The 25,644-nt window shown below is 56.5% G+C and carries 21 protein-coding genes; 12 read left to right on the forward strand and 9 right to left on the reverse strand.

What is annotated here, in order from left to right:
• Nucleotides 1–6: 6 nt before the first annotated feature.
• The 3 genes from AC2FIC_RS06580 to AC2FIC_RS06590 are packed head-to-tail and all read right to left on the reverse strand — an operon-like array spanning nt 7 to nt 3,685.
• Entirely contained in the window at nt 7–639 is a 633-nt protein-coding gene (locus AC2FIC_RS06580; protein WP_142639822.1) for a cytochrome c oxidase subunit 3, read from the reverse strand.
• Nucleotides 636–2,726 (reverse strand): cbb3-type cytochrome c oxidase subunit I, encoded by a 2,091-nt coding sequence (locus AC2FIC_RS06585; protein WP_496691547.1) that lies wholly within the window; start codon nt 2,724–2,726, stop codon nt 636–638. Before AC2FIC_RS06585 ends, AC2FIC_RS06580 begins: the two co-directional genes overlap by 4 nt.
• Nucleotides 2,723–3,685 carry a cytochrome ubiquinol oxidase subunit II family protein gene (locus tag AC2FIC_RS06590; RefSeq protein ID WP_496691546.1) on the reverse strand — a complete coding sequence of 321 codons (963 nt, stop codon included), beginning with the start codon at nt 3,683–3,685 and terminating at the stop codon, nt 2,723–2,725. The genes AC2FIC_RS06585 and AC2FIC_RS06590 overlap by 4 nt, the downstream gene beginning before the upstream one ends.
• Nucleotides 3,686–3,868: 183 nt before the next feature.
• On the opposite strand from AC2FIC_RS06590, the gene AC2FIC_RS06595 reads away from it, so the two are divergent.
• From AC2FIC_RS06595 to AC2FIC_RS06630, 8 genes are all read left to right on the forward strand, one after another.
• On the forward strand, nt 3,869–5,104 hold the full coding sequence (locus tag AC2FIC_RS06595; RefSeq protein ID WP_271949017.1) for a lytic murein transglycosylase: 1,236 nt from the start codon (nt 3,869–3,871) through the stop codon (nt 5,102–5,104).
• A gap of 401 nt (nt 5,105–5,505) precedes the next feature.
• Nucleotides 5,506–7,134: a peptide ABC transporter substrate-binding protein gene (locus tag AC2FIC_RS06600; RefSeq protein ID WP_496676879.1), complete on the forward strand. Its 1,629-nt coding sequence runs from the start codon at nt 5,506–5,508 to the stop codon at nt 7,132–7,134.
• Between the two features lie 65 nt (nt 7,135–7,199).
• Nucleotides 7,200–8,123, forward strand: a complete 924-nt coding sequence (oppB, locus tag AC2FIC_RS06605) for an oligopeptide ABC transporter permease OppB (RefSeq protein WP_142639832.1) — start codon at nt 7,200–7,202, stop codon at nt 8,121–8,123.
• Between the two features lie 10 nt (nt 8,124–8,133).
• Nucleotides 8,134–9,063, forward strand: a complete 930-nt coding sequence (locus AC2FIC_RS06610; RefSeq protein WP_142639834.1) for an ABC transporter permease subunit — start codon at nt 8,134–8,136, stop codon at nt 9,061–9,063.
• Between the two features lies 1 nt (nt 9,064).
• Nucleotides 9,065–10,870 (forward strand): ABC transporter ATP-binding protein, encoded by a 1,806-nt coding sequence (locus tag AC2FIC_RS06615; protein ID WP_496691545.1) that lies wholly within the window; start codon nt 9,065–9,067, stop codon nt 10,868–10,870.
• Nucleotides 10,871–11,181: 311 nt separating this feature from the next.
• On the forward strand, nt 11,182–12,075 hold the full coding sequence (galU, locus tag AC2FIC_RS06620) for a UTP--glucose-1-phosphate uridylyltransferase GalU (RefSeq protein ID WP_281995135.1): 894 nt from the start codon (nt 11,182–11,184) through the stop codon (nt 12,073–12,075).
• Between the two features lie 66 nt (nt 12,076–12,141).
• Entirely contained in the window at nt 12,142–13,578 is a 1,437-nt protein-coding gene (locus AC2FIC_RS06625) for a mannose-1-phosphate guanylyltransferase/mannose-6-phosphate isomerase (RefSeq protein ID WP_496691544.1), read from the forward strand.
• Nucleotides 13,579–13,785: 207 nt separating this feature from the next.
• Nucleotides 13,786–14,862, forward strand: a complete 1,077-nt coding sequence (locus tag AC2FIC_RS06630; RefSeq protein ID WP_496691543.1) for a DUF2793 domain-containing protein — start codon at nt 13,786–13,788, stop codon at nt 14,860–14,862.
• 32 nt (nt 14,863–14,894) lie between these two features.
• Here AC2FIC_RS06630 and fcl read toward each other — a convergent pair whose 3' ends face one another.
• Both fcl and gmd read right to left on the reverse strand, forming a co-directional pair.
• Nucleotides 14,895–15,872: a GDP-L-fucose synthase gene (gene fcl / locus AC2FIC_RS06635; protein WP_496691542.1), complete on the reverse strand. Its 978-nt coding sequence runs from the start codon at nt 15,870–15,872 to the stop codon at nt 14,895–14,897.
• Nucleotides 15,873–15,882: 10 nt separating this feature from the next.
• Nucleotides 15,883–17,007 carry a GDP-mannose 4,6-dehydratase gene (gene gmd / locus AC2FIC_RS06640; RefSeq protein WP_142639846.1) on the reverse strand — a complete coding sequence of 375 codons (1,125 nt, stop codon included), beginning with the start codon at nt 17,005–17,007 and terminating at the stop codon, nt 15,883–15,885.
• Nucleotides 17,008–17,167: 160 nt separating this feature from the next.
• Here gmd and AC2FIC_RS06645 point away from each other — a divergent pair, with 160 nt between their 5' ends.
• The gene (locus tag AC2FIC_RS06645; protein WP_142639848.1) at nt 17,168–18,472 is read left to right on the forward strand and encodes a UDP-glucose dehydrogenase family protein; all 1,305 of its coding nucleotides are present in this window, start codon (nt 17,168–17,170) and stop codon (nt 18,470–18,472) included.
• A gap of 59 nt (nt 18,473–18,531) precedes the next feature.
• Here the strand turns inward: AC2FIC_RS06645 and AC2FIC_RS06650 are convergent, their stop codons facing one another.
• From AC2FIC_RS06650 to AC2FIC_RS06665, 4 genes are all read right to left on the reverse strand, one after another.
• A complete protein-coding gene (locus AC2FIC_RS06650) occupies nt 18,532–19,815 on the reverse strand; it encodes a TRAP transporter large permease (RefSeq protein WP_416383921.1) in 1,284 nt (427 codons plus the stop codon).
• 61 nt (nt 19,816–19,876) lie between these two features.
• On the reverse strand, nt 19,877–20,413 hold the full coding sequence (locus tag AC2FIC_RS06655; protein ID WP_496691541.1) for a TRAP transporter small permease: 537 nt from the start codon (nt 20,411–20,413) through the stop codon (nt 19,877–19,879).
• A 93-nt stretch (nt 20,414–20,506) separates the two neighbouring features.
• Nucleotides 20,507–21,559, reverse strand: a complete 1,053-nt coding sequence (locus tag AC2FIC_RS06660; protein ID WP_496691540.1) for a TRAP transporter substrate-binding protein — start codon at nt 21,557–21,559, stop codon at nt 20,507–20,509.
• Between the two features lie 23 nt (nt 21,560–21,582).
• The gene (locus AC2FIC_RS06665) at nt 21,583–22,632 is read right to left on the reverse strand and encodes a pyridoxal-phosphate dependent enzyme (protein WP_496691539.1); all 1,050 of its coding nucleotides are present in this window, start codon (nt 22,630–22,632) and stop codon (nt 21,583–21,585) included.
• A gap of 125 nt (nt 22,633–22,757) precedes the next feature.
• On the opposite strand from AC2FIC_RS06665, the gene AC2FIC_RS06670 reads away from it, so the two are divergent.
• The 3 genes from AC2FIC_RS06670 (at nt 22,758) to AC2FIC_RS06680 (ending at nt 25,642) form a co-directional block, all read left to right on the forward strand.
• Nucleotides 22,758–23,222 (forward strand): Lrp/AsnC family transcriptional regulator, encoded by a 465-nt coding sequence (locus AC2FIC_RS06670; RefSeq protein WP_271949042.1) that lies wholly within the window; start codon nt 22,758–22,760, stop codon nt 23,220–23,222.
• 105 nt (nt 23,223–23,327) lie between these two features.
• The gene (locus AC2FIC_RS06675) at nt 23,328–24,482 is read left to right on the forward strand and encodes an amidohydrolase (RefSeq protein ID WP_496691538.1); all 1,155 of its coding nucleotides are present in this window, start codon (nt 23,328–23,330) and stop codon (nt 24,480–24,482) included.
• On the forward strand, nt 24,479–25,642 hold the full coding sequence (locus AC2FIC_RS06680; protein WP_496691537.1) for a M24 family metallopeptidase: 1,164 nt from the start codon (nt 24,479–24,481) through the stop codon (nt 25,640–25,642). Before AC2FIC_RS06675 ends, AC2FIC_RS06680 begins: the two co-directional genes overlap by 4 nt.
• Nucleotides 25,643–25,644 lie beyond the last annotated feature (2 nt).

Here is a 25,644-nt window from a genome sequence, read left to right on the forward strand (position 1 = left end):
CTGCGCCTATCCATAGGTCAGCCCTCCGAAATAGACGATCGTGATTATGCCGATCCAGATGAGGTCGAGAAAATGCCAGAACAGGGCCAGACGAACCACCCGTGACATCAGAACGTCGGTTAGACCAAACACACGCAGCTGAATACCCAGAACGATCAACCAAAGGCACCCCGCAGCAACATGCAGCCCGTGCAGCGGCACTAGCCCGTAAAACGCTGACAGAAACCCGCTGCGCTGTGGAATGCCACCCTTTTCCGCCATAGCCAGAAAGTCACGTATCTCAAGTACCAGAAAGCTGAGGCCCAGAACCAGAGTTACCGCGAACCAAAGCACGATACGGGGCCGTGGCAGGTTGTATTTCAACGCCAGCATCGCAAGGCCCACCGTAAGGCTGCTGGTCAACAGGATCAGGGTCTGGGCAAAAATGCTGGTCAGGTCGAACAGCTCATGCGGACCGGGCCCACCCGCCTGCGCGTCGATCATGGTGATATAGATCGCGAACATCAGGCCGAAATAGACCAGATCGCTCATCAGAAAGACCCAGAACCCAAAAGTGACCACTTCGCTGGCCTTGTCGGCACCCGGATGCCGTCGGCCCAAGTTTAGGCCCGGATAGCTGTGTGTCGGCGCGCGTTTCATGTAGTGGCCTCCAGATCGGGACGAGCCAGGCCGCGGTTCTCGGGCGCGCATTCATGATCCCGGTTCACCGCAACCGATGTGCGCACAAGATCAAGCCAGGCTTCGTGCTCTTTGCGGACCTGCTCTGCCGGGATGACCTCTTCAGTGTCGGTTCTGAACGTCCAGGCTATGAAGGCTGCCAACATCGCTGCAGTCGTCGCGATAGCCAGCCACCAAATCCACCAGACCAGCGCGAACATCCAGATACCGCTGAGCACACACAGACCGAACCCAATCGCCGTATTGCGCGGCAAGAGGATGTCTTCGTAGGCCTCGGGGGACGGATAGGCGTTGCCGCGCTCTTTCGCGGCGGCAAAATCATCCCGGTCGGTCACGTCAGGAATGATTGCAAAGTTATACGGCGGAGGCGGTGCCGGTATCGACCATTCCAGCGTGCGCCCATCCCAAGGGTCGCCAACCGGCACGCGGGTTTTTTCCCGGTCTCGAATGCTGACCCACAGCTGGACAATGATCGACAGAAGCGCTGCGAGAATGACCAGAGACCCAAGCACGGCGACGATCATATAGGGGTGAAAGCTGGGATCTTCCCAACTGTAAGATCGACGCGGCATCCCCATCAGGCCGACAAAATAAAGCGGCAGGAAGGTCAACATAAACCCAACGGTCCACAACGCGACAGATATCCGTCCCCAGCCTTCATTCAGGCGGAAACCAAAGGCTTTGGGGAACCAATAGTTGTATCCCGCAAGCAGGCCAAACAGGACGCCAGGCAACAGCACATTGTGAAAATGCGCGACCAGGAACAGGGTGTTATGCACCTGATAGTCGATGGTCGGATTGGCCAGGATGACGCCCGACAACCCTCCGATCACGAACAGCATCAGGAAAGACAACCCATAGAGCATCGGGACCGAGAACCGGATACGCCCGCGAAACAGCGTGGCCATCCAATCATAGACTTTCACGCCAGTCGGTATGGCGATCAGCATCGTGGCAATCCCAAACACCGCATTGATCAGCGCGCTTTGGCCCATAGTGAAAAAGTGGTGCAGCCAGACCGTGAAGGACAGCACCGCAATCGACATCGTGGCAATGACCAGAGAATTATACCCGTACAGGCGCTTGGCCGAGAAAGTCGCAAACACCTCGGAATAGATACCATAGGCGGGCAGGACCAACAGATAGACCTCGGGGTGACCGAACAGCCAAAACAGGTTGGCATAGTTCATCATGTTGCCGCCTAGGTCATTGGTGAAAAAGTGGAAATCCAGGTACCGGTCTGCGGCCAGCATCAGCGCCGCAACACCCAGCGGCGGCATGGCAAAGACAATCAGGATCGAGCTGCAGATGATCGTCCAGCAATACATCGGCAAGCGCATGAACTGCATCCCCGGCGCGCGCATCTTGTAGATCGTAACGGCAAAGTTGATCCCGGTCAGCGTCGTGCCGATTCCCGAAACGACGATGGCCCAAATCCAATAATCCGGCCCAACGCCGGGATTGAAGGCTGCACCGGTAAAGGGAGGGTAGGCCGTCCAGCCCCCGGTCGAGAACTCTCCGACCACCAGGGAAACCATCAGCATCATGCCCGAGGACACGGTCAGGCCGAGGCTGATCTGGTTCATCACCGGGAATGCCACGTCGCGGGCGCCGATCATCAGCGGGATCAGGAAATTGGCGGCGCCGAACACAAACGGAACGGCCACAAAGAAGATCATGATCGTGCCATGGGTACTGAAAAGCTCGGCGAAATGCTCGGCTTCCAGAAAGCCTTCGCCCGGGCCAGCGGCTTGCTGGGCGCGCATGACAACGCCTTCCAGAACCCCCCGCGCCAGCATCACGATGGCAAAGACGATATACATGATGCCGATCTTCTTGTGGTCGGCGCTGGTCAGCCAGTCACGCCACAGCGGCCCCCACAGACGAAACCATGTCAGCAGCCCCACAACGGCAATGACACCTACAATCACAATCCCAGCCGCGGCATTTGCCACGATCTCATTCGCGTTGGGCGACTGGATCAACCCGGTGATCGGAAAAGCATCCCAGTTTAGACGGCCGAAAAAACCAGTCTCGACATCGGTCATTGTGTTTTCTCCTGACCATATTCGGCAGTGCCCGGTTGCTGATCGGCAGGCAAGGGTGTTGCCCCGTGATAGCGGTGCAGGATCGACTGAAACAGATCACCATCGGCTAGCGTGAAATACAGCGCATCAGTCGGCATCTGATCAGTGCCCAACATGGCCTGCACCTCGTCCCGGTCCGTTCGCATGGCAAGCGTTCGGTATGTTTCAGCGCTCAACGGAACCCCGTTTGCCTGGACATTCTCGGCCCATTCATTGAACTCCTGAGGCGCCATGGCAATGGCTTTGAATTTCTGCTTGGTAAAGCCACGCCCGTTATATTGCGTGTTCTCGCCCTGCATAGTTTCGGGCCTATCGGCGACAAGGTGCAGTTTGGTCGTCATCCCCGGCATGGCATAGATTTGCCCGGCCAGTGCCGGGATCATAAAGGACTGCATCACCGTATCTGTTGTCAGTGTGACAGCCACCTGTTGGTTGACCGGGAGCCCCATCTCACCGACGCTGGCGATGCCAAGATCGGGGTAGATGAACAGCCACTTCCAGTCGAGACCAACAACCTGCACTTTCAGCGCCGGTTCTTCTCCGAATGAGGTCTCGTAAGGGTCCAGCCGGTGGGTGGCTTTCCACAAATAGAATGAAAGGATGGCCACAATAACAACCGGGATACCCCACATGAGAAATTCCAACCGGGCGGAAAAATCCCATTCCGGTCGATAGTCTGCCTGCCCCTCCTTTCGCCTTCGATACCGTATGGCAATCAAAGGCACCAGGATCAGAACCGGAACAACTGCGACCAGTATCAGAACAGTTGCCCGTAAAAGGTGGCTTTTCTGAAGGGCGGCGACGGGTCCCTGAGGGTCCAAGAAATTGTTGCTGGCTTCGGCAACCGGCACAAAGCCAAGACCTGCGATAGCGGCAGACAAGACAACCAAGGATGCAAAAGACGGTCTGGAATATGTCACGCCTGTTCATCCTCATTTCAAAATTGATTGGGACAACTATCGGCAGAGTCCTGAAAATTCACAAGGATTTTTACGCAGCTCTGCCAGTTTCCCGAGATTTGATCTTGCCACCCCGATCACAGCGGCAGAAACGCCATTCTGGTAGGTTGACTTAAAGCAGATCGCAGGTGAGATCATAGGATAATGCGTTGGTTAATCCTTACTCTTGGACTTTGCTACCTGTCGACAAGTGCGACAGCACAGGATCGTGCGGCGATCGAGGCTCAGTTTCAGTCATGGCTGAAACACACGGTCTGGGCGCGGGCGAAATCCGAGGGCGTTTCAAAGCGCACGATGAACGGGGCCTTCAACGGCGTCACGCTGAACTGGAAACTGCCAGACCTGGTTCCTCCGGGTACGGCAACAGCGGTTCCCAAGGAACAAAAGCAGGCCGAGTTCGGATCACCCGGGCGCTATTTCAACGCTGGTTCGGTTCAGGGGGCCACTTCTGTCGGACGCAAGATGGCCCGGCGCTATCACACGACACTGAAACAGGTAGAATCCGATACCGGTGTACCAGCGCGCGTCATTCTGGCGATCTGGGGCCGCGAAAGCGGATATGGGCAGGTGGCTATCCGGCATAATGCGTTTCAGGTTCTGGGCACCAAAGGTTTCATGAGCACCCGCTCAGAATATTTCACGTCAGAGCTTATCGCCGCGCTCAAGATTGCCGAGGCTGGCCACATACCGCCGGATCAAATGAAAAGCAGTTGGGCCGGTGCGCTTGGGCAACCGCAGTTCATGCCATCGAACTACCTGACTTATGCGGCCGATGGAAATGGCGACGGGCGCGCGGATATCTGGACCTCGGCCGAGGACACAATTTCATCGATCGGAAACTACCTCGACCAACATGGCTGGGTCTCGGGTCGTGATTGGGGGTTCGAAGTAACTGTCCCGTCTTCGGTTTCCTGCACCCTTGAAGGGCCGGATCAGGGCCGTCCTATTCGCGACTGGGCCGGGTTAGGGATCACCCGTGTATCTGGCAAGCCGTTTCCAAAACAAGAAATGCAGGGGCAAGGGTTTTTGATGATGCCCGCCGGGCGCAATGGCCCGGCCTTCATTGTCACCCCCAATTTTTATGTCCTGAAAGAATACAACAAAAGCGATCTCTACGCCCTGTTCGTCGGCCATGTTGGGGATAGGATAGAATATGGCGTCCAGGATTTCCGCGGCCGGTGGGACAAAGTCGGCGGTCTTTACCGATCGGATATAGCAGCCATGCAGCGCGCATTGGAACAGATGGGCCATGACGTCGGCGGCGCTGACGGCCTGCCGGGCTTTCGAACACGCCGTTCTATCGGGCGCTGGCAAGAGGCCACCAATCAGTCCGCCACATGCTTTCCTCAGACCCATATGGTCCGAGCACTGACCCAATAGCGATTCGCGCCAATTTTTGGAAAGCCGCAAAAGCGGACCTTGCGTCAACGCTCAACCGCTTACTCAAGAGCTTCACAAAAATGTCAAGAAACCATCGCGTATCATTATAATATTTCCATTCTCCCATGGAATTTTTTAGATTTCGGCCGCACCTGGCCATTTTGCACGCAAAGGCTTTAACCTTTTTTGAAATAGTGCCACGTTCTGCATCAGTGAAAGGCGACTTTCGCAACTACGTTTCCGACAGCAAACCGAAAGACTGCGACGCGGTGTTCATTGCGATCTGAAAAAGCAAAATTCGAACAAGTCCCGGTCTATCTGAGTCGGACAATCATGGTGGTCAGCGACCATCCTGAACGGATGTGCGTACCTTGCCACCACACAAATGGGAGTAGAAAGATATGAACAAATACATTCGGACATCTCTGGCGGGGCTACTGACCTCGACCATGATCACCGGCGCTGCATTTGCCGCCGGCACCCATCCCGAAACCGGCGAGGCGCTGGCGGATGATCAAACCTTCACCTATCGCGTTCTGGATGAGCACAGTTCGGTTGACCCGCAGGTTGTTGAAGACGTTACCGGTGCGGAAATTGTCCGCGACCTGTTCGAAGGCCTGATGAACCAGGACGAAGACGGCAATTTGGTGCCCGGCGTCGCAACCGGCTATACCACAAACGATACCAAGGACGTTTACACATTTACACTGCGTGATAACGCCAAATGGTCCAATGGTGATCCGGTCACGGCAGGCGATTTCGTCTTTGCATGGAAACGTGCCGTCGATCCCGCTCTGTCCTCGCCCTATGCGTGGTTCATGGAACTGATGTCGATCGAAAATGCGGCCGAAATCATTGCTGGTGAGAAGCCGGTGGACGAACTGGGCGTAACCGCCATCGACGACCACACACTTGAGGTCAAGCTGAGCGCAGCACTGCCTTATTTCGCGCAAATGACCACCCATTCCACCACCTTCCCTGCCCCGCAGAAGGTGATCGAAGAGTTCGGCGACGCCTGGACTAAGCCGGAAAACATCGTCTCGAATGGCGCCTATGTTCTGACCGAACACCTGCCACAGGAACGCTCGGTCCGTGAGCGCAACGAGATGTATTGGGATAACGACAATACGATTGTCGAAAAAGTCGTGGCCCTTGTCATCAACGACGAAAACGTAGCCCTGACCCGTTACCTCGCAGGCGAGCTGGACCGAACCGAAGTACCTGCTGGTCAGTTCCCGCGCCTACAGAAAGAGCACCCCGAAGAGGCCATCAGCTTCCCGCGCCTGTGCAACTATTACTATACATTCAACCTGTCTGACAGCGGACCGGAAGAATTCAAGAACCCAAATGTACGTCAAGCCCTGTCTCTTGCAGTTGACCGCGACATCATCACCAAGAACGTCAAAGCCGGTGGTGAGCCGCCCGCATATACGTTCGCACCCGAAGCAACCGCCGGGTTCACCGTCCCTGAAGTCGAAATGGCTTCAATGACGCAAGCCGAGCGTGACGAGCTGGCCAAGGAGCTGCTGGCCGAGGCCGGATTTGGCCCCGACAACCCGCTGAGCTTTGACATGGTCTACAACACATCAGAGGCCCATAAGAAAGTCGCAGTGGCACTGAGCCAGATGTGGAAACAGAAACTGGGCGTACAGGTCGAGTTGGCCAATATGGAATGGAAAGTGTTCCTGGAAGAGCGCGGCAACCAGAACTTCGATCTGGCCCGTGGCGCCTGGTGTGGCGACTATAACGAAGCCTCGACCTTCCTGGACCTGTTGCAATCGGATTCCGGCTATAACGACGGCAAGTACAACAACTCCAAGGTTGACGATTTGCTGACCCAGGCCAAGACAGCAGATGACGCAGCACCACTGTATACCGAGGTTGAGCGGATCATTGCACAAGAGACTCCGGTTATCCCGATCTATCACTATGCTGGCGTCTACATGATGGACAGCGATGTCGGCAACTGGCCGGTCAAGAACGTAGAGCAGAACTGGTACTCCAAGAACCTCTACAAGATCGCCGAATAACCTTCCTTAGACCACGCTTTGCCCCGAGGATCACCCCGGGGCAAAGCCAATAATGGGGGCATGAAATGCTTGCCTATATCATCCGGCGATTGCTGATCGCCGTTCCAACGATCCTGTTGCTGATCGTTGCCTGTTTCTTTCTGATGCACTACGCGCCCGGCGGGCCGTTTACCTCGGAACGGCCATTGCCGCCGCAGGTACTGGCCAATATCGAGGCGCGCTATGGTCTGGACCAGCCGCTGTGGAAACAGCTTTGGGACTATCTGTACAACATTGTCGTGCATTTCGATTTCGGCCCGTCCTTCAAGTTCAAGGACCGGGACGTCAATGATATCATTTCGCAAGGCTTCCCGATCTCGCTGACTTACGGGTCATTGTCATTCCTGCTGGCAAGTGTCGTAGGTATTGGCCTTGGGATCGCCGCAGCCATCCGACACAACAGCTGGATCGACTATTTTGCCGTAGGTCTGGGTATCGCTGCGCAGGCTCTGCCGAACTTCATCATGGGCCCGATCCTGATCCTGACCTTCACTTTGTGGCTGGGATGGTTGCCGGGTGGTGGCTGGAACGGCGGTCAGTGGCAATACCTGATCATGCCTGTCATCGCATTGGCCACCTCCTATATGGGGTCGATCGCGCGGATTACCCGTTCGTCGATGCTGGAAGTTCTGAACTCGAACTTCATCCGCACGGCCCGGGCCAAGGGTTTGCCTACCAGGACCGTAATCTGGCGCCATGCGTTGAAGCCCACGCTGCTGCCGGTGGTGTCCTATTTGGGGCCGGTCTTTGTCTATGTTCTGACCGGGTCGGTTTTCGTCGACATCTATTTCTCGACCGGTGGTCTGGGGCAGGCTTATGTCGGCTCGGCCCTGTCGCGTGACTATGCGGTGCTGCTGGGGGTCACGATCCTGTACGGCACGCTGACAGTGATCGTGAACCTGCTGACCGACCTGGCATATGCCTGGTTCGATCCGAAAATCCGGTACTGAGGGGCACAAAATGCTAGGAAAATCACAAAAAGCCGCCCATCTGGCCGAGGACATCACCGATTTCACGGCCGTTCAGGGGCGTTCCCTTTGGCAGGATGCGCGGATGCGGTTTGTCCGCAACAAAGCCGCAATGGCGAGCGTATTCATATTGCTGATGATCGTTCTGTTCACAATCTTCGGCCCCTATTTCGCCGTTTGGAGCAATGAGGAAATCGATTGGAACGTTATGGGTGACATCCGTGGCATGGGAATGCCGTCGATCGAGACCGGGCACTTCTTTGGCGTCGACGATCTGGGGCGCGACCTTTACAGCCGGGTCATTCAGGCCACAACAACATCGTTGTTGGTGGGGCTCGTCGGGGCGGCCACCGCGTTGATTGTTGGCACCTGCTATGGCATCGCCGCCGGGTATATTGGCGGGCGCCTTGACGGCGCGATGATGCGGTTCGTCGATATCCTTCTGGCCATTCCGACGACTCTGATCATCATTCTGTTGCTTGTGGTGGCCGGTCGGTCGTTCTTTACCCTGTTCATCGCGTTGGGCGCGGTTGGTTGGTTGACCATGTCACGGATCGTCAGAGGGCAGACTCTGGCCCTGAAAAACCGCGAATTCATCGAGGCCGCGCGTGCCGCCGGTGTCAGCGAATTCACCATCATGTATCGCCATATCCTGCCCAACCTGCTGGGCGTGGTAATCGTCTATGCTTCGCTTCTGGTGCCCGAGATGATCCTGACCGAAAGCTTTATCTCGTTCCTCGGACTTGGCATCTCGGAGCCCTATACCTCGCTAGGCCGTCTGATCGCTGAAGGGGCAGGCACAATGGGGTACGGAACCCTCTGGCAGCTGATGTTCCCTCTGACATTCTATGTCGCCATTATCATCACGATGTTCTTCATCGGCGATGGGCTGCGTGACGCTCTGGACCCAAAGGATCGCTGATATGAGCTTGTTCTCTGTTAAGGACCTAAGCGTCCAGTTCGACACCCCCGATGGTGTGGTCGAGGCCGTCAAAGGCATCAGCTTTGACATTAATCCGGGCGAATGCCTTGGTATTGTGGGCGAAAGCGGGTCCGGTAAAAGCCAGACTTTCATGGCCGCAATGGGGCTGTTGCCTTCAGCGGGTCGTGCAATCGGTTCGGCCACGCTGAACGGCAAGGAAATCCTGAATCTGCCTATCAACAAGCTGAACCAGATCCGGGGCGATGACGTCGGCATGATCTTTCAGGATCCGCTGACAGCCCTGACCCCGCATCTGAGGGTCGGGCAACAAATGCGTGAGGTTCTGCAGGTTCACGAAGGGTTGCAGGGTGCGGCCGCTCGGGCGCGCTGTCTGGAGTGGTTGGACCGGGTCCGCATCCCCGAGGCGAACCGTCGTCTGGATCAATACCCGCACGAATTGTCGGGGGGCATGCGCCAGCGTGTCATGATCGCCATGTCAATGTTGTGCAACCCAAAGCTGCTGATCGCCGATGAACCGACCACGGCGCTGGATGTGACGGTCCAGGCCGACATCCTGGACTTGATGGTGCACCTGCAAAAAGACGAAGGCACTGCCATTGCGCTGATCACGCATGACATGGGCGTGGTGGCACGGATGTGTGACCGCATTCAGGTCATGCGTCTGGGTCAGTTTGTTGAGGCCGGGGACACACGCGAGATCTTCCGCGCGCCGCAGCATGAATACACCCGCACCCTGCTTGAAGCGATGCCGCGCATTGATGCCGGTGACGCGCCAAAAGCTCTGGAAGAAACCGACGCACCTTTGCTTAGGGTCGATGACGTGAAAGTGCATTTCCCGATCCACGTGTCGGGCGGGTTGTTCGGGCGCAAGGTACCGCTGAAGGCCGTGGACGGCGTCAGCTTTGACATCCGTAAGGGCGAGACGCTGGGCGTTGTGGGTGAATCCGGCTGTGGCAAATCCACACTGGCGCGGGCGGTTCTGCAGCTGATCGAACCCAGCGGTGGCAATGTCAGCTGGCTGGGCCATCCGATTGTCGGGCTAAAGCGGGCCGAGCTGAACAAGTACCGCAAGGACCTGCAGATTGTGTTCCAGGATCCGCTGGCCAGCCTCGATCCGCGGATGACTATCTCGGCCTCTATCGCTGAACCGCTGAAAACCTATCGCCCGGATCTGACAGAGCGTGAGCGCAAGAAAATGGTCGGCGAAATGATGGAGCGGGTCGGCCTGCAGGCCAACATGATCAACCGCTATCCGCACGAGCTGTCCGGTGGGCAGAACCAGCGTGTCGGGATCGCGCGGGCGATGATCAACAAGCCCAAGCTGATCATTTGTGACGAGGCGGTCTCGGCTCTGGACGTGTCGATCCAGGCCCAGATCGTAGAGCTTTTGAAAGAGCTGCAGCAGGAATTCGGGCTGTCGATGATTTTCATCAGCCACGACCTGTCCGTGGTACGGACAGTGTCAAACCGGATCATGGTACTGTATCTGGGGCGCATCGTCGAATTGGGAGATGGAGAGGTGATCTGTTCGCAGCCTCTGCACCCCTATACCAAATCGCTGATCTCGGCGGTCCCGATCCCCGATCCGGATGTGGAACGGCAACGCCAGCGCCTCAAATTGCCGGGAGAGCTGCCTTCGCCGATGGACCCGAAAGCGGCGCTCAGGTTTTTGCCCAGCCGGCTATCGGCCGGTCAGAACGATTATGTTCCACAGCTCAACGAGGTCGCACCGAACCATTTCGTGGCCGAGCATGATCCGCTTGAGACAATCCTGGCGAACACTTAAATCCCCTGTCCCCGAGGCCGCATGAACAGCCTCGGGGACAGGTTCGGCTTTGCACGACTTCATGACGATTCTTGGCGTATTCTTGCCAATGAATGGGCGAAGGGCCGGATTGTACAACAAAACACCGGTAAATGACGGGTTTCAAAGGCATCAAACGGCGGTTCGTTTTGACTTCCCCTACCCCCGATGGCACCTTCCTGTCAGATTTTAGACTGCGGCCGCGATGTCATTGATTGTTCTGACTGCGCAGCCTAATAGGAAACCCCGGCCTGCCCTACGCGGTCGGGCAAGAATTGAATTTGAGAGGTAACATGGTACGCAAGGTCACCAAGGCGATTTTCCCCGTTGCGGGATTGGGCACGCGTTTTCTCCCAGCGACAAAATCCGTCCCCAAAGAGATCATGACACTGGTTGACCGTCCTTTGGTTCAATACGCAATCGACGAAGCCCGCGCCGCAGGTATTACCGAATTCATCTTTGTAACTTCGCGTGGCAAATCTGCGCTGGAAGATTACTTTGATCACAACCTCGTTCTGGAACAGGAGCTCAAGGCCAAGGGCAAGGATGACCTGCTTGAAGCGCTGAATGCAACGAATATGGAAAGCGGCGCCATCGCCTATATCCGCCAGCACAAGGCGCTTGGTCTGGGCCACGCAGTCTGGTGTGCCCGCCGTCTGATCGGCGACGAGCCATTTGCAGTAATGTTGCCTGATGACGTCATTGCTGCTGATAAACCCTGTCTGCAGCAGATGGTCGAAGCCTATGAGGAAACCGGCGGCAATATGGTCGCAACGATGGAAGTGCCAAACGAAAAAACCAGTTCCTATGGCGTTCTCGATGTAGGCGAAAACGTCGGCTCAGTGGTTCGCGCCAGAGGAATGGTTGAAAAGCCCAAGCCGGAAGAAGCCCCCTCGAACCTAGCCGTTATCGGTCGGTATATTCTGGGGCCGTCAGTGCTGTACAATCTCAACCAAAAGAAAACGGGCAGTGGCGGTGAGATTCAGCTGACCGATGCTATCGCAGAAGACATCTGTAACGGTGTGCCCGTGTTTGGCTATAAATTCGACGGCCAGCGATTTGATTGCGGCTCGAAAGCCGGGTTCCTCCAGGCAACTGTTGCCTTTGCGCTGGCCCGTAGCGATCTGCGTGATGACCTGAGCCAATATCTGAACGAGATAGTCGCCGCCGGGAAGGCCGCTCAATAGCGCCCGCAACCTTCAGCATGTCGTTTCTAAAGTGACAAAGTCCAAGAACCTTCGAGGCAAGCCGCAATGACCACCATCCATCCCATCATACTCTGCGGAGGGTCCGGCACCCGACTGTGGCCCCTGTCGCGCAAAAGTTACCCCAAGCAGTTCGTCCCTCTGATCGGTGATTCAAGCCTGCTTCAGGATTGTGCTGAACGAATGCAGGGACCCAAGGACGCGCCTTATGCCAAGCCGCTGATCCTTACCAATGATGCATTCCGTTTTGTGGTTCCGGAACAACTGGGCGCGATTGGCATAGATCCGGGCCCCATTCTGATCGAACCCGAAGGGCGCAACACAGCACCAGCGGTTCTGGCCGCCGCGTTGTATCTGGCCGCCAGCAACCCGGATGCGATCATGCTTGTCGCCCCATCGGACCATGTCATCCCGGACAAAGCTGCTTTTCATCAGGCAGTTACCGAAGGCGCGCGCGCGATTTCGGATAGTGGGGATCTCGTCACTTTCGGGATCACTCCGGACCGGCCGGAAACCGGCTATGGATATCTCAAGCTCAGCCATGCCCCAGATACGGGCAACACCGCCATTGCGCTGGACCGTTTTGTCGAAAAGCCTGATCTGCAGAATGCCCAAGCCATGATCGCCGATGGCAGCTATCTTTGGAATTCGGGGATATTTCTTTTCGCGGTCAAAGACATAATCGCTGCATTCAAAGAACATGCGTCCGCACTGCTGGACCCGGTCGGCAAGGCCGTCCGTGAGGCAAAGGCCGACCTCGGGTTTCTGCGCCTCGACCCCCAAGCCTGGGGCACGGTCGAGGATATCTCGATCGACTACGCGGTCATGGAGAAAGCCCGCAATCTGAGCGTCGTACCCTATGCGTCGGGCTGGTCGGATGTCGGCAGCTGGTCGGCAGTTCAAGAGCTGAGCAATCCAGACGCCGATGGCGTTGCCACTACGGGCCAGGTTACCACCATTGACTGCCGGAACGTATTGGTGCGTTCAGAAACCCCCACGCAAGAAGTTGTTGCGATGGGTCTGGAAAACATGATTGCGGTCGCCATGCCCGATGCGGTTTTGGTGGCCAGCATGGACAAGGCTCAGGACGTCAAACAGGCGGTTGCGGCCCTGAAGGCCAAAGGCGCCAAACAAGCGGAATCGCTGCCGGTCGATCATCGCCCTTGGGGCTGGTTCGAAAGCCTGGTCATCGGGGATCGGTTCCAGGTCAAACGCATACACGTTCACCCCGGCGCCTCACTAAGCCTGCAATCCCATCACCACCGGTCTGAACACTGGATCGTTGTTCAGGGCACGGCAAAAGTTACGATCGACGAAGATGTGCGCCTGATCTCTGAAAACCAATCTGTCTACATCCCGCTCGGCGCCGTTCATCGGATGGAGAATCCGGGCAAGGTGCCGATGGTTCTGATCGAGGTCCAGACCGGGTCTTATCTGGGTGAGGACGACATCATCCGGTACGAGGATGTGTACGCCCGCAGCTAACCTTTAGCGGTGATTGGTAAACTTAAGGGCAGCTTCGGCTGCCCTTTTTCGTTGAATCCTGACCTTTGGCTACGCCCCATGGAATCCTCCAAACGTTAGCAAATGATTATTCGAACGTTCGGTCAGATCAGACCGGATTCATCCTGGGCACGGCAATGTGGCGCGCAATGCAATAGTCGGACCGACAGCTACAGGAGGACGCCACCCGTGTCACAAAACTCACCCAGATTGGATTTACCTTTCCTGCAACCTTCGCAGGCCCAGAAACACGTCACCCATAACGAGGCGCTGCGTGCTCTGGACCTGATTGTCCAGCTGAGCGTAGCGTCGACAAACGCCTCGGTGCCGCCTGCGGTGCCGGAACAGGGCGAGATTCACGCGCTTGGTGCCAACCCTACCGGGGATTGGGCCGCGCAGCCGGGCGCCCTTGCGGCCTGGTTGGATGACGCCTGGCACTTTGTGACCCCGGGAATCGGCTGGCGGGCCTGGGATGAACAGGCCAACCGGTTGAAGATCTGGGACGGCGCAGACTGGTCCGAACCTCAGGTCGCGACCCAAAACCTGGACGGGTTGGGTATCGCAACCGGGTATGATAGCACCAATCGGCTTTCGATCCGGTCGCCTGCGACGTTGCTCAGCCATGACGGGGCTGGTCACCAGTTGAAGATCAACAAGGCGGCGTCAGGGGATACCGCGTCGCTTTTGTTCCAGTCAAACTGGGTTGGCCATGCGGAAATGGGATTGTCTGGCAATACCGGTTTTTCCATCAAAGTCTCGGCTGATGGCGGATCCTGGACCGAGGCGCTGAGCTTTGACCCCGCCACCGGAACAGCCTTTGGCTCTGCCATTCAAAACGATGCCGAAGACATCACCGCAGGTCGCCTGATGCGGGCCGACTATGGCTACTGCCCCGGAAACCTGCTGGGCTCTGTGTCAGAAACCGCCGGGGTGCCAACCGGCGCGGTCGTTGAACGCGGATCAACCGCCAATGGCGAATACGTTCGGTTTGCGGATGGTACACAAATCTGCACGGGCGTTCTGACGGCCACCGATTGCGTGAACGCCGAAGGATCGCTGTATTCCAGCGCCGAGACCACCTGGAGCTTTCCCGCAGCCTTTGCGTCCGGAACCTCACCCTCGGTCGGTGGCAGTGGCGGCGCGACAAGCCGGTTTATAGGTTTGGGCGCGGCCACTGAAACAGAAGTGCCCTTTAAGGTTCTATCGGCATCCTCGGACACAAGCAGCCTGTCCCCAACGGTAATCGCAACCGGTCGCTGGTTCTGAGCTTTAGACCGTCCGGAGCTATGCCCAGGCGGTCATTTGGCGCGCAAATCGGTGTCTGCCTGCTCCAGAAACCACGCATAGGTCTCGCGGATACCATCTTCGAGTCCGACGCGTGCGCGCCACCCCATATCGGCCAGTCGGGACACATCCATCAACTTGCGCAGTGTCCCGTCAGGCTTGCTGACATCCTGGGTGATCTTACCCGTGAATCCGGTTGTCCTGGCCACCAGGGCCGCCAGCTCAGCGATTGAGATATCTTCGCCGCATCCCACATTGATATGGCTCAGCATCGGCTGGGTATTCGCGTCGTAGATATCGCGCGGTAAGTCGAGCACAAACAAGGACGCCTCGGCCATATCATCGACATGCAAAAACTCGCGTCGCGGTTTTCCTGTGCCCCAGATCACCACCTCTTCCAGCCCATCGCGCTGTGCCTCGTGGAATCTGCGGATCAGGGCCGGCAGGACATGGCTGTTTTCGGGGTGAAAATTGTCTCCGGGTCCGTAAAGATTGGTTGGCATGACTGACCGGTAATCGACACCATGTTGGCGATTATAGCTTTCGCACAGCTTGATCCCGGCGATCTTCGCAACCGCATAGGGTTCGTTGGTATGTTCCAGCACGCCGGTCAGCAAAGCGTCTTCACGCATGGGCTGAGGGACAGCCCGTGGGTAAATGCACGAACTGCCCAACTGCAGCAAATGCTTTACCCCCGCTGCAAAAGCCTGATGGATCACGTTGCATTCAATCATCAGGTTTTCGTAAATGAAATCTGCGGGGTAGGTGTTATTTGCGTGAATCCCACCAACCTTGGCCGCGGCTAGGATCACCATATCCGGACGCTCAGTCTGCATAAAATCACGCACGGCGGGTTGGTCGGTCAGATCCAGTTCGGAATGCCTGCGCGTGATCAACTCCAGCGCTTCGCCTTCGTCCTTGCGGTTTTGCAAACGGCGCAGGATTGCGCCGCCAACCATACCACGATGCCCGGCAACATAGATCTTACGCATGAGGGCCTCCTCAGCCGTTTTCCAGGCTCATTGGCAGCTCAAACCCGTGCTCTTTCAAAAGCGCGTGACGTTTGGCCGTCTTCAGGTCTTCGGTCACCATCTCAGCGCACATTTCCTGCACGGTCAGTTCTGGTACCCAACCCAGTTTGTTCTTGGCGTTTGAGGGATCGCCCAGAAGGGTCTCGACCTCGGCCGGGCGAAAATATTGCGGGTCTATCCGCATCACGACGTCACCGGGTTTCAATCCCGGGGCTTTGTCCCCCTCGATCGAGACGACAGTCGCGGTTTCGTCAACGCCTGACCCGGTGAATTCCAGTGAAACGCCAAGCTCGGCTGCCGACCATTCAATGAACTGACGTACCGAATACTGAACCCCGGTCGCAATCACGAAATCCTCAGGATTGTCCTGCTGCAGCATCAGCCATTGCATCCGCACATAGTCCTTCGCGTGGCCCCAATCCCGCAGACTGTCGATATTGCCCATGTACAGGCAGCTTTCCAGCCCTTGCGCAATATTTGCCAAACCGCGTGTGATCTTGCGGGTAACAAAAGTTTCGCCCCGGCGCGGGCTTTCGTGGTTAAACAGGATCCCGTTACAGGCATACATGCCATAGGCCTCACGGTAATTGACCGTGATCCAGTAAGAATAAAGTTTGGCAACCGCATAAGGTGACCGTGGGTGGAACGGGGTGGTTTCGCGTTGCGGGGTCTCTTGCACCAGACCGTAGAGTTCCGAGGTCGAGGCCTGATAGAAGCGTGTCTTTTTCTCGAGCCCGAGAAAACGTATCGCTTCCAGCAAACGCAAAGTACCAATGGCATCCACATCCGCAGTGTATTCCGGGGATTCAAAACTGACGGCCACATGGGACTGTGCGCCTAGGTTATAGACCTCGTCCGGCTGCACTTCGCGAATGATTCGCGTCAGGTTAGACGTATCGCTCAGATCTCCATAGTGCAGGTGCAGTTTGGGATTGGGAACGTGTGGATCCTGATAGATGTGATCGATGCGTTGCGTGTTGAATGAGGACGCCCTACGCTTAATGCCGTGAACTTCATAACCTTTTTCCAACAAAAACTCGGCCAGATACGATCCGTCTTGTCCGGTAATCCCGGTGATTAATGCCGTTTTTGTCATAGTTCCGCCCTACGAAAACAAATGTGTATGATTGCCGACCCAAAAACAGCAAGAATCCCCGGAATGCAACCCAAGCACGCTGACAGGCATTGAAACCGGCGGAACTTTCTTCGAATGTGTGCGCGCCAAAGGCGGTATTTGTTAAGAAGGGTATTTTAGTATGCGTATTGCGATGATCGGAACCGGCTATGTAGGTTTGGTGTCCGGGGTATGTTTTTCCGATTTCGGCCATGATGTCATTTGCGTCGACAAGGCCGAACAGAAAATTGAGATGCTGCAGGCTGGCGAAGTCCCGATATATGAGCCCGGGCTTGACGTCCTGATGGCCAAAAACGTAGCCGCTGGTCGGCTCAGCTTTTCCACGGACCTGGCCGCAGCAGTGGATGGAGCGGATGCTGTTTTTATTGCCGTGGGCACGCCCACACGTCGCGGGGACGGTCACGCCGATCTGACTTATGTGATGGCCGCCGCAGAAGAAATTGCGCATGCGATTACGGGCTACACTGTGGTGGTAACCAAATCGACCGTTCCAGTTGGCACCAATCGCAAGGTGCATCAGGTCATTTCTGCCGCCAACCCGAAGGCCGAATTCGACGTCGCCTCGAACCCTGAATTCTTGCGCGAAGGGGCCGCCATTGATGATTTCATGCGCCCGGATCGTGTGGTTGTCGGCGTTGAATCAGACCGCGCCGCCGATGTCATGGCGGAAATATACCGCCCGCTTTACCTGCGGGACTTCCCGATCCTGACCACCGATCTGGAAAGCGCAGAGATGATCAAATACGCCGCTAACGCGTTTCTTGCGACCAAGATCACCTTTATAAATGAGATCGCAGGCCTGTGCGAACGTGTTGGCGGCGACGTGAAAGAGGTCGCCCGAGGCATCGGTCTGGATGGACGCATTGGCAATAAATTCCTACATGCAGGTCCGGGATATGGCGGATCGTGCTTTCCAAAAGACACCGCCGCTCTGGCCCGGATCGGTCAGGAACATGCCCACCCGATGCAGATCACCGAAACCGTCATCCGGGTGAATGACGAGGTCAAGAAACGGATGATCCAGAAAATCCGAGATGTCTGCGACGACAGTTTCAATGGAAAAACGATCGCTGTTCTGGGCGTGACCTTCAAACCCAATACCGACGATATGCGTGATGCGCCCTCGTTAACTATCGTGCCTGCACTGATCGGTGGTGGGGCAACGGTGCGGGTTGTCGACCCTCAGGGGCGTTCCGAAGGTGAGGCCCTGCTGCCCGGCGTCGAATGGTGCGAAGACCCCTATGCTGCTGCTGCTGATGCGGATGTCGTTGTGCTGTTGACCGAATGGAACGAGTTCCGTGCGCTCAATCTGAGCGAACTAGCTGGCACGATGAAATCCCCCCGAATGGTCGATCTGCGCAATATCTATTCCGAACCCGCCGTCAAGAAATCCGGCTTCGATAGTTACGTCGGTATTGGGCGCTGATCTTCGGATCAAGTTTGGATGGCCGATTCAAAACAACCGGCCATCCGTCATTCATTTTGTCAAAACGCCGCCAGATCCCTGAGGAACAGCGCGATACCCGGGAAGTAGATCAGCATAGCCGTCATCAGCGCCAGGATCGCGAAGAACGGCAAAGTGCCCCGGATCACCTCAAGATAAGGTCTGTTGAAAATCGCGATTGCGGTGAAGATATCGCAGCCAAACGGCGGTGTTGCTGATCCGATGGCCATCTGCAGCGTCACCATAACCCCGACAAGAACCGGATCAATCCCCGAGGCATCCACGATCGGAACGAAGATTGGCGTAAGGATGACAAGCACGACCAGCGAGTCGACGAACATACATCCTACGAAGAAGCACAGCGCTATGATGAACAGGATGTATTCCTGCGACGCGCCTTCCAGGTTCAGCGGCTCTAACAGGCCCTGTGGGATCTGTTCGAAGGAAATATACCAGGAGAACGCCTGACCGATCCCGACAAGGATGAACACAACCGCCGTAATCAATCCTGTACTGAGAGCAGAATCCAAAACGTCGTTGAGTTTCAGTTCCCGATAAATCACGCATTCGACGATCAGCGCATAAAGCACCGAAAACGAGGCTGCTTCGGTCGGGGTCACTGCGCCGGTGTAGATACCGCCGACGATCAGGACCGGGAAACCAAGCGGCAGTATGGCCTTGCGAAACGCTGCGCGCCGCTCGGCCCCGGATTTCTTTGGCACCCGCGCGATCAGATCGCCCTGCAGGACGCTGTAGAAATAGCAATAGACCGAAAACATCAGCGCCAGAACAACGCCCGGACCAATTCCTGCAATGAACAGCTCGCCCACGCTGGTATTGGCCAGCGTGCCATATAGGATCATCCCGATGCTTGGAGGGATAAGGAAGGCGATGTCGCTGGCATTGATGATCAACGCCATGACAAAACTGTCCTTGTAACCGGCCTTCAGCAGCTTTGGCCGCATGATCTGACCAATCGAAACCACGGTCGCCTGAGTCGAACCCGAAACCGAGCCGAACAATGTGCAACTGATGCAGGCCGTGATCGGCAATCCGGCCCGGCGGTGACCGACAAAGGCTTCGATCAACCCCAGCAGATTGTTGGCCGTATGACCTCTCGCCATGATATCGGCGGCGAATATGAACATCGGCACAGCGATCAGCGCGTTTGGCGAAATGCCAGTGACCATCTGCTGGATGATGACGCCAGTATCGCTTTGCGAGAAATGAACAAGGCCAATCAGCGTGGCAACCGCTAGCGGAACAACCATCGGGTAGCTGAGGAACAGCAGAACCACCATCGCCACGACCAGAGCAAAGGTGATGACATAGATATCCAGCTCACCAGCTATGACATCGCCAAGGAAATCAAGGAATCCGGGCATCTCAGACTCCTACATCCACTGCGTCATTGTCCTCGACCTCGTACGAGTGCCAGATGCCGACATGAGTGACATTCATGATGAATGCGATCAGATATTGCAGGCTGGCCATAAACAGGCCGACCGGGATCACCGAGTAGATGATATAGACCGGAAACTGCAGCGCCGGGCTCAGACGGTTCAGCTCTTTGATCTCAAGAACGTAGAACACGGACTTATAGGCCAAAAAGGCCAGCAGCATGCTGGTAGTGATCGAGATCAGCGTGAGGATCACCTTTTTGGACCGGCGGGACAGCGTGTCATAAACCGCCGTCATGCGAATGTTCCGACCTTTGCGAACCGCATAGGCAAATCCAAAGAAGGTCACGCTGACAATCAGAAACTGGTTCAGCTCTTCGGAAAAGAACAGGCTTTTTCCAAAGGCATAGCGGCCAATGGCGTTTGCGGTTGAATTTATCATCATCAGCAGAATGGCCAGAATGATGACGAATTTCTCGATGAATTCGGTGCCCTTGTTCAGGGCGACCAATGCGCTTTTCATGACTTTCCCTCCCTCGGCCCGCCCCCTCAGCGTGCCGTAAATGAAAGGCGCGACGCCTGGATCAGACGCCGCGCCCTTCAGTAGTGTCAGCGTTTATTGCGACGCATTGCTCACCTCGTTGAGCAGACCGGCCAGGATTTTCTGGGCCTGTTCGCGCGCCGCAGGTTTCTCGGCGTCGTCATAGGCGTTTTCGACCACATCAAAGAAGGTTTCATGCAATGTGGCACTTTGGGCTTCAAAGACGGCGCGCTCATCCTCGGTCAGGACAATGACCTGCAGATCGGGGCGCTCTGCCTTGATCTTGTCCATGTTTTCCAGATTGATCTTGATCTGATAATCATGCGCAGCCTGCTCGCCCTCGGCGATGGCGTTCTTGACCATCTCTTGCTGATCCGCGGGCAGACCGTTGAACCATTCACTGTTGGTGGAAACGGTGCCGACGTAAGGAAGCTGGCCCGGGAAGATCAGGTAATCCTGAACCTCATGCCACTTGGCGTTGTAGATGAAATAGATCGGGTTCACCATGCCATCGACGGTCTTCAACTGCAGCGCGCCATAGACCTCGCCCCAGGACAAAGGAGTCGGGTTAGCGCCAAACGCCTTGAAGGTTTCCACCGGAATGGTCGAGGTGAAGGTACGGATTTTCTGGCCTTCAAAATCCGCCGGGCTGCGGATCGCCTTGTTGGCGCCCCAGGCCATGTCGCCTTCCGAGATCATAGTGAGCAGCTTGAGGTTCACCTTCTCGAATTTCTCGCTGAGGTCTTCATAGATGGTCGGGCTGGTGGTCAGAACCTCGCGGATCACGTCGATATCACCGCCCAGAACATAGGGCAGATCAAGAACCTGTACCTCGGGCACATAAGATCCAAGATGACCGGTGCCAACAGATACGAACTGGACCGTACCCTTAGATGTCAGCTCGACAATATCGTTCTCGGTACCCAACTGACCATAGTAGTAGATGCGCACTTTGATGTCGCCATTGGACTGCTCTTTGACACTTTCGGCGAAGGCCTGTGCAAAGATATCCTGTACGTCGCCTTTGTCCTCTTCCGAGGCGAATTTCCAGGTGTCCGCAAAGGCAGCAGTCGACAGACCTGCCGCGAAAACCGCCGAGGTAATCAGCTTGCTAAAGATGGATGTCATTCTGTTAGTCCTTTCTTGCCCGCTCATGCGAGCCCTTCTGAGATGATGACAAGAGGACGTATTTCCTGCGTCCTCGCCTGTTGGTTGGTTCTCTTGCACAGGGCGCCGTAACCGGCCGCGCCTGACGGCGTGGTCGCGATTCCAAGTGCTGTGACAGCTTCTGCGGCTGCCTGGCCTTCTTCTTCGGAAAGGGTTTCGTAGCTCACGCCGCAGCGCTCGAGCACATCCCAGGCCACGATCGACGGTGCCTTGCAGTCAAGCCGACCCATATTCGAATCCGGCCCATCGCTGCGGGTGGCCCGTCCGGCCAAGTGACTGGCCCGCAAACAGGACGCAGCGCCGGGTTCGACAACGATCAGTTCAGGCTGTTCCGCCCAGTTCAGACGGATCATATGCGACATTGCGGCGGCCAACCCACCGACACCGGCCTGCAGATAGACATGCGTAGGCCACTGCCCCGAGGCCTCGAACCGCGCGCGCAACTCTTCGGCGATGACGCAATAGCCCTCCATCACCAGTTTCGGAATCTCGGTGTAACCAGGCCAGGTTCCGTCGGCCAAAAGCGTGGCACCGGTGGTTTTGGCGTCAGCAATAGCGGCGGCGACGCTTTCGTCATAAACATCGCCCGAACGGACAACCTCGGCACCGAAGGTTCTAAGACGGTCGCCGAACCCTTGCGGTACGGTCTGCGCCAGATGAATTCGCGCCTTTGCGCCCATCGCCCGTGCCCCAGCCGCAACGCCCATTCCGTGGTTGCCTGCACTTGCGCAGACGAATGTGTGGCCAGATGCGAATTCTCGAAAATCGGCATCCTTCATCCGCGTGAAGGAGAGCGTTTCACCGGTATTCTCGTGCCATGCATCCTCGAGAAGGCGTGCAACCGCATAGGGTGCCCCCAAAGCTTTGAAGGCGCCAAGCCCCATACGCTCTGTCTCGTTCTTGGCCAGAATGCTCTGACCATCCGGCCCCGTGATTTCAATCAGCGGCGATACAGCATAGGTCTCTTGCCCCTGAAAAAACTCCTGCGCACGGACGAAATCCGGGGCGAAGCTTAGGTCGTCGGTCGCTGTCATGTATTTTTCATCCGCTTTTTCCATGTGCAGAGATTGTGCATGACCGACCTATTTCTATTTATCGTATTTGACCCTAATCTCGATAATATGTTTCAAACCTGCCTCTTCCATCGCGAGGATTTTTCATGAACCAACAACTTGATGATGCAGACACGATAATCCTCAGAACCCTACAAAGGGATTGTCGAATCGGGCTGGAACAGCTGGCGCAAGAATGCAGTCTTTCAGTTCCCTCGGTGCAGCGGCGGCTCAAGCGGTTGCGAGATTCCGGGCTGATCCTGAAAGAGGTCGCGGTGCTCAACCCGTCGCGCTTTGACTATAAGATGACCTTCATTGTTCTGGTCGAACTTGACCGGGAATCGCTTCAGCAACTCGATCTGTTCCGAAAACGCGCCAGGAACGAGCCGCAAGTTCAGCAATGCTATTATGTGACCGGTGATGCCGACTTTGTTCTTATCTGCGTCGCGCAGGACATGGAGGATTTCGAGGACCTGACCCATCGCTTGTTTTTCGACAACTCGAATGTCCGCAGATTTCGCACATCCGTCGCGATGGACCGTACAAAGATTGGTCTGGAACTTCCGATCTGAACTTGGCGCTTTTGTGCAATTTTTTCTGCTTTAGGGTCGGAAATTTGATGCGAAACACGCAGCCCTATCCTGTAGAACCGATGCAACTCACACGCGGATGAAGAAATGAGCGATTTAGAAAACCGTATGATCGCGCTTCGGCGGGATTTGCACAGGCACCCGGAACTGGGCTTTCAAGAGACGCGGACCAAGTCGGTTGTCGCTGAACGGCTGTGCGCCCTTGGGATCGAAGTGCACGAAGGCGCTGGCGTTGTCGGTGTGCTTCGATCCGGCGGTGGCAACAAAGCCATTGGCCTGCGTGCAGACATGGATGCGCTTCCAATCACCGAAACCTCGTCCCATGACTATGTCTCGACCTCACCCGGTGTGATGCATGCTTGTGGCCACGATGGTCATACAACCATGCTGCTTGGGGCGGCAGAGCGTCTGGCGAAAGATCCTACCTTTGACGGTACGGTTGTTTTTCTATTCCAGCCAAACGAAGAGCACGGCCTGGGCGCGCGCGCGATGATCGACGACGGTGTGCTAGAGCAATTTCCGGTCGAAGAAATCTATGCAATCCACAATTTGCCAGGCGCTCCAACCGGTCAGATTTCGACCCGCGCCGGTATTATCTGTAACAGTGAAACCCTGTTCGAGATCACGGTTAAAGGCCAGGGCGGTCATGCCTCGATGCCACAAACCGGCGTTGATGCAATTACCGTAGGGTCCGAGATTGTGGTGGCATTGCAGACCGTGGTGGCACGAAAGCTTGCGCCCGCCTCTGGCGCGGTAGTGTCCGTGACCGAATTCCTGACGGACGGCCAGCGAAACGTCTTGCCGGGCAACGCCACTCTCAAAGGAGATTTTCGCGCCAGATCGCCCGAAGACCGCAACGCCATCGAAAGTTTCATGCGCCAGATCACCGAAGGGATTGCGGCAGCACATGGCATTCAAGCATCGGTCAGCTTTGATACGCAGTTCGTCGAGACCATCAACGCCCCCACCCCGGCCCTTGCGGTATATCGCGCCGCCGAAGCCGCCGGTTGTGACCTGATCAAGGATCGGCAGCCGATGAGTTTTTCAGAGGATTTCGCCCAGTTTTCGGCCGCCGTGCCAGGATGTTTCCTTTTGCTGGGCAATGGCGAGACCGGGCCACATGGCCAACCGCTTCATGCTTCTGACTATGATTTCAATGATGAACTGCTGCCGATCGGAGCTGAATTCTGGGTCCGATTGGTTCAGGACCGGTTGCCCCTGCGAAAGGATCAAAAGTCATGAACGCCCCACGACGTGGTTTTGACCAACAAGAATTCGCAACGCGTACCGCAGCGGCGCAGACAAAGATGGCCGAAACCGGTATGGCGGGCATATTGCTGACAACTGAACCGGATGTGCGCTATTTCAGCGGGTTCCACACACTGTTTTGGCAAAGCCCGACCCGCCCATGGTTCCTGTTCATCCCGGCATCCGGCAAGCCCATCGCAATCATCCCTGAGATCGGCGCAGACCTTATGCGGCGAACCTGGGTCACAGATATCCGCACCTGGGGCGCACCTGCACCAAAGGATGACGGTATTGGGCTGTTGACCGATCTGCTGGCGCCGCTTGCCAGCCGCGGCGAGACTGTTGGCCTGATGAAGGGCCACGAAACCCATTTACGGATGCCCCTTGGCGATTATGAGCGGCTGATCTCGGGCCTGAATGGGCTAAAGATCACTGACGCGACCGAGATCGTCCGAGGCTTGCGAATGGTGAAATCCGATGCCGAGATCGAAAAACTCACCTATATCTGCGCCATCGGGTCGCGCACATTTGAGCGGGTGCCCGAAATCGCCCGCGAAGGGCAGCCGCTTGAGGATGTTTTCCGCTCCTTTCGGCGCGAAGGGCTGGCGCAGGGTGCCGATGATGTTCCGTATTTGGTCGGCGGTGCGGATACGGGTGGCTATCACGACGTCATCTCGCCCCCGTCGCGCCGCCCGCTGGCGCGCGGCGATGTGCTGATGCTCGACACGGGGGCCAACTGGGACGGGTATTTTTGCGACTTCGATCGTAATTGGGCCATTGGCCGCGCCGATGACGCCTCACGCCGTGCATATGATGTTCTTTGGCGCGCGACTGAGGCCGGGATCGCCGCAGCTCGCCCCGGAGCGACTTGCCGAGAATTGTTTCAAGCGATGCAGAAGGTGATCGCTGAGCTCGACGATCAGGGTGGTGACGTCGGCAGGCTGGGTCATGGGCTTGGCATGCAGCTGACCGAATGGCCCTCGCACACCAGTTGGGATACAACTGAGATCACCGAAAATATGGTACTGACCCTTGAACCATCGCTTGGCTATGGCGACGGTCGGGTCATGGTGCACGAAGAGAACATCGTCATACGTGCAAGTGGGGCAGAGCTTTTGACCAAACGCGCCGCGCCCGAACTACCAATCATCTGAGG

Source organism: Ruegeria sp. CDSC079 (genome assembly GCF_059610505.1).

Excerpts from the sequence above, each read along its gene's own strand:
- AC2FIC_RS06670 (WP_271949042.1), top strand. The coding sequence starts at position 22,758 with ATGAACCAACAACTTGATGATGCAGACACGATAATCCTCAGAACCCTA.
- AC2FIC_RS06600 (WP_496676879.1), top strand. The coding sequence starts at position 5,506 with ATGAACAAATACATTCGGACATCTCTGGCGGGGCTACTGACCTCGACC.
- AC2FIC_RS06675 (WP_496691538.1), top strand. The coding sequence starts at position 23,328 with ATGAGCGATTTAGAAAACCGTATGATCGCGCTTCGGCGGGATTTGCAC.
- gmd (WP_142639846.1), bottom strand. The coding sequence starts at position 17,007 with ATGACAAAAACGGCATTAATCACCGGGATTACCGGACAAGACGGATCG.
- AC2FIC_RS06645 (WP_142639848.1), top strand. The coding sequence starts at position 17,168 with ATGCGTATTGCGATGATCGGAACCGGCTATGTAGGTTTGGTGTCCGGG.
- AC2FIC_RS06615 (WP_496691545.1), top strand. The coding sequence starts at position 9,065 with ATGAGCTTGTTCTCTGTTAAGGACCTAAGCGTCCAGTTCGACACCCCC.
- galU (WP_281995135.1), top strand. The coding sequence starts at position 11,182 with ATGGTACGCAAGGTCACCAAGGCGATTTTCCCCGTTGCGGGATTGGGC.
- AC2FIC_RS06610 (WP_142639834.1), top strand. The coding sequence starts at position 8,134 with ATGCTAGGAAAATCACAAAAAGCCGCCCATCTGGCCGAGGACATCACC.
- AC2FIC_RS06655 (WP_496691541.1), bottom strand. The coding sequence starts at position 20,413 with ATGAAAAGCGCATTGGTCGCCCTGAACAAGGGCACCGAATTCATCGAG.
- AC2FIC_RS06580 (WP_142639822.1), bottom strand. The coding sequence starts at position 639 with ATGAAACGCGCGCCGACACACAGCTATCCGGGCCTAAACTTGGGCCGA.
- AC2FIC_RS06665 (WP_496691539.1), bottom strand. The coding sequence starts at position 22,632 with ATGACAGCGACCGACGACCTAAGCTTCGCCCCGGATTTCGTCCGTGCG.
- AC2FIC_RS06625 (WP_496691544.1), top strand. The coding sequence starts at position 12,142 with ATGACCACCATCCATCCCATCATACTCTGCGGAGGGTCCGGCACCCGA.
- AC2FIC_RS06680 (WP_496691537.1), top strand. The coding sequence starts at position 24,479 with ATGAACGCCCCACGACGTGGTTTTGACCAACAAGAATTCGCAACGCGT.
- fcl (WP_496691542.1), bottom strand. The coding sequence starts at position 15,872 with ATGCGTAAGATCTATGTTGCCGGGCATCGTGGTATGGTTGGCGGCGCA.
- AC2FIC_RS06660 (WP_496691540.1), bottom strand. The coding sequence starts at position 21,559 with ATGACATCCATCTTTAGCAAGCTGATTACCTCGGCGGTTTTCGCGGCA.
- AC2FIC_RS06585 (WP_496691547.1), bottom strand. The coding sequence starts at position 2,726 with ATGACCGATGTCGAGACTGGTTTTTTCGGCCGTCTAAACTGGGATGCT.
- AC2FIC_RS06595 (WP_271949017.1), top strand. The coding sequence starts at position 3,869 with ATGCGTTGGTTAATCCTTACTCTTGGACTTTGCTACCTGTCGACAAGT.
- oppB (WP_142639832.1), top strand. The coding sequence starts at position 7,200 with ATGCTTGCCTATATCATCCGGCGATTGCTGATCGCCGTTCCAACGATC.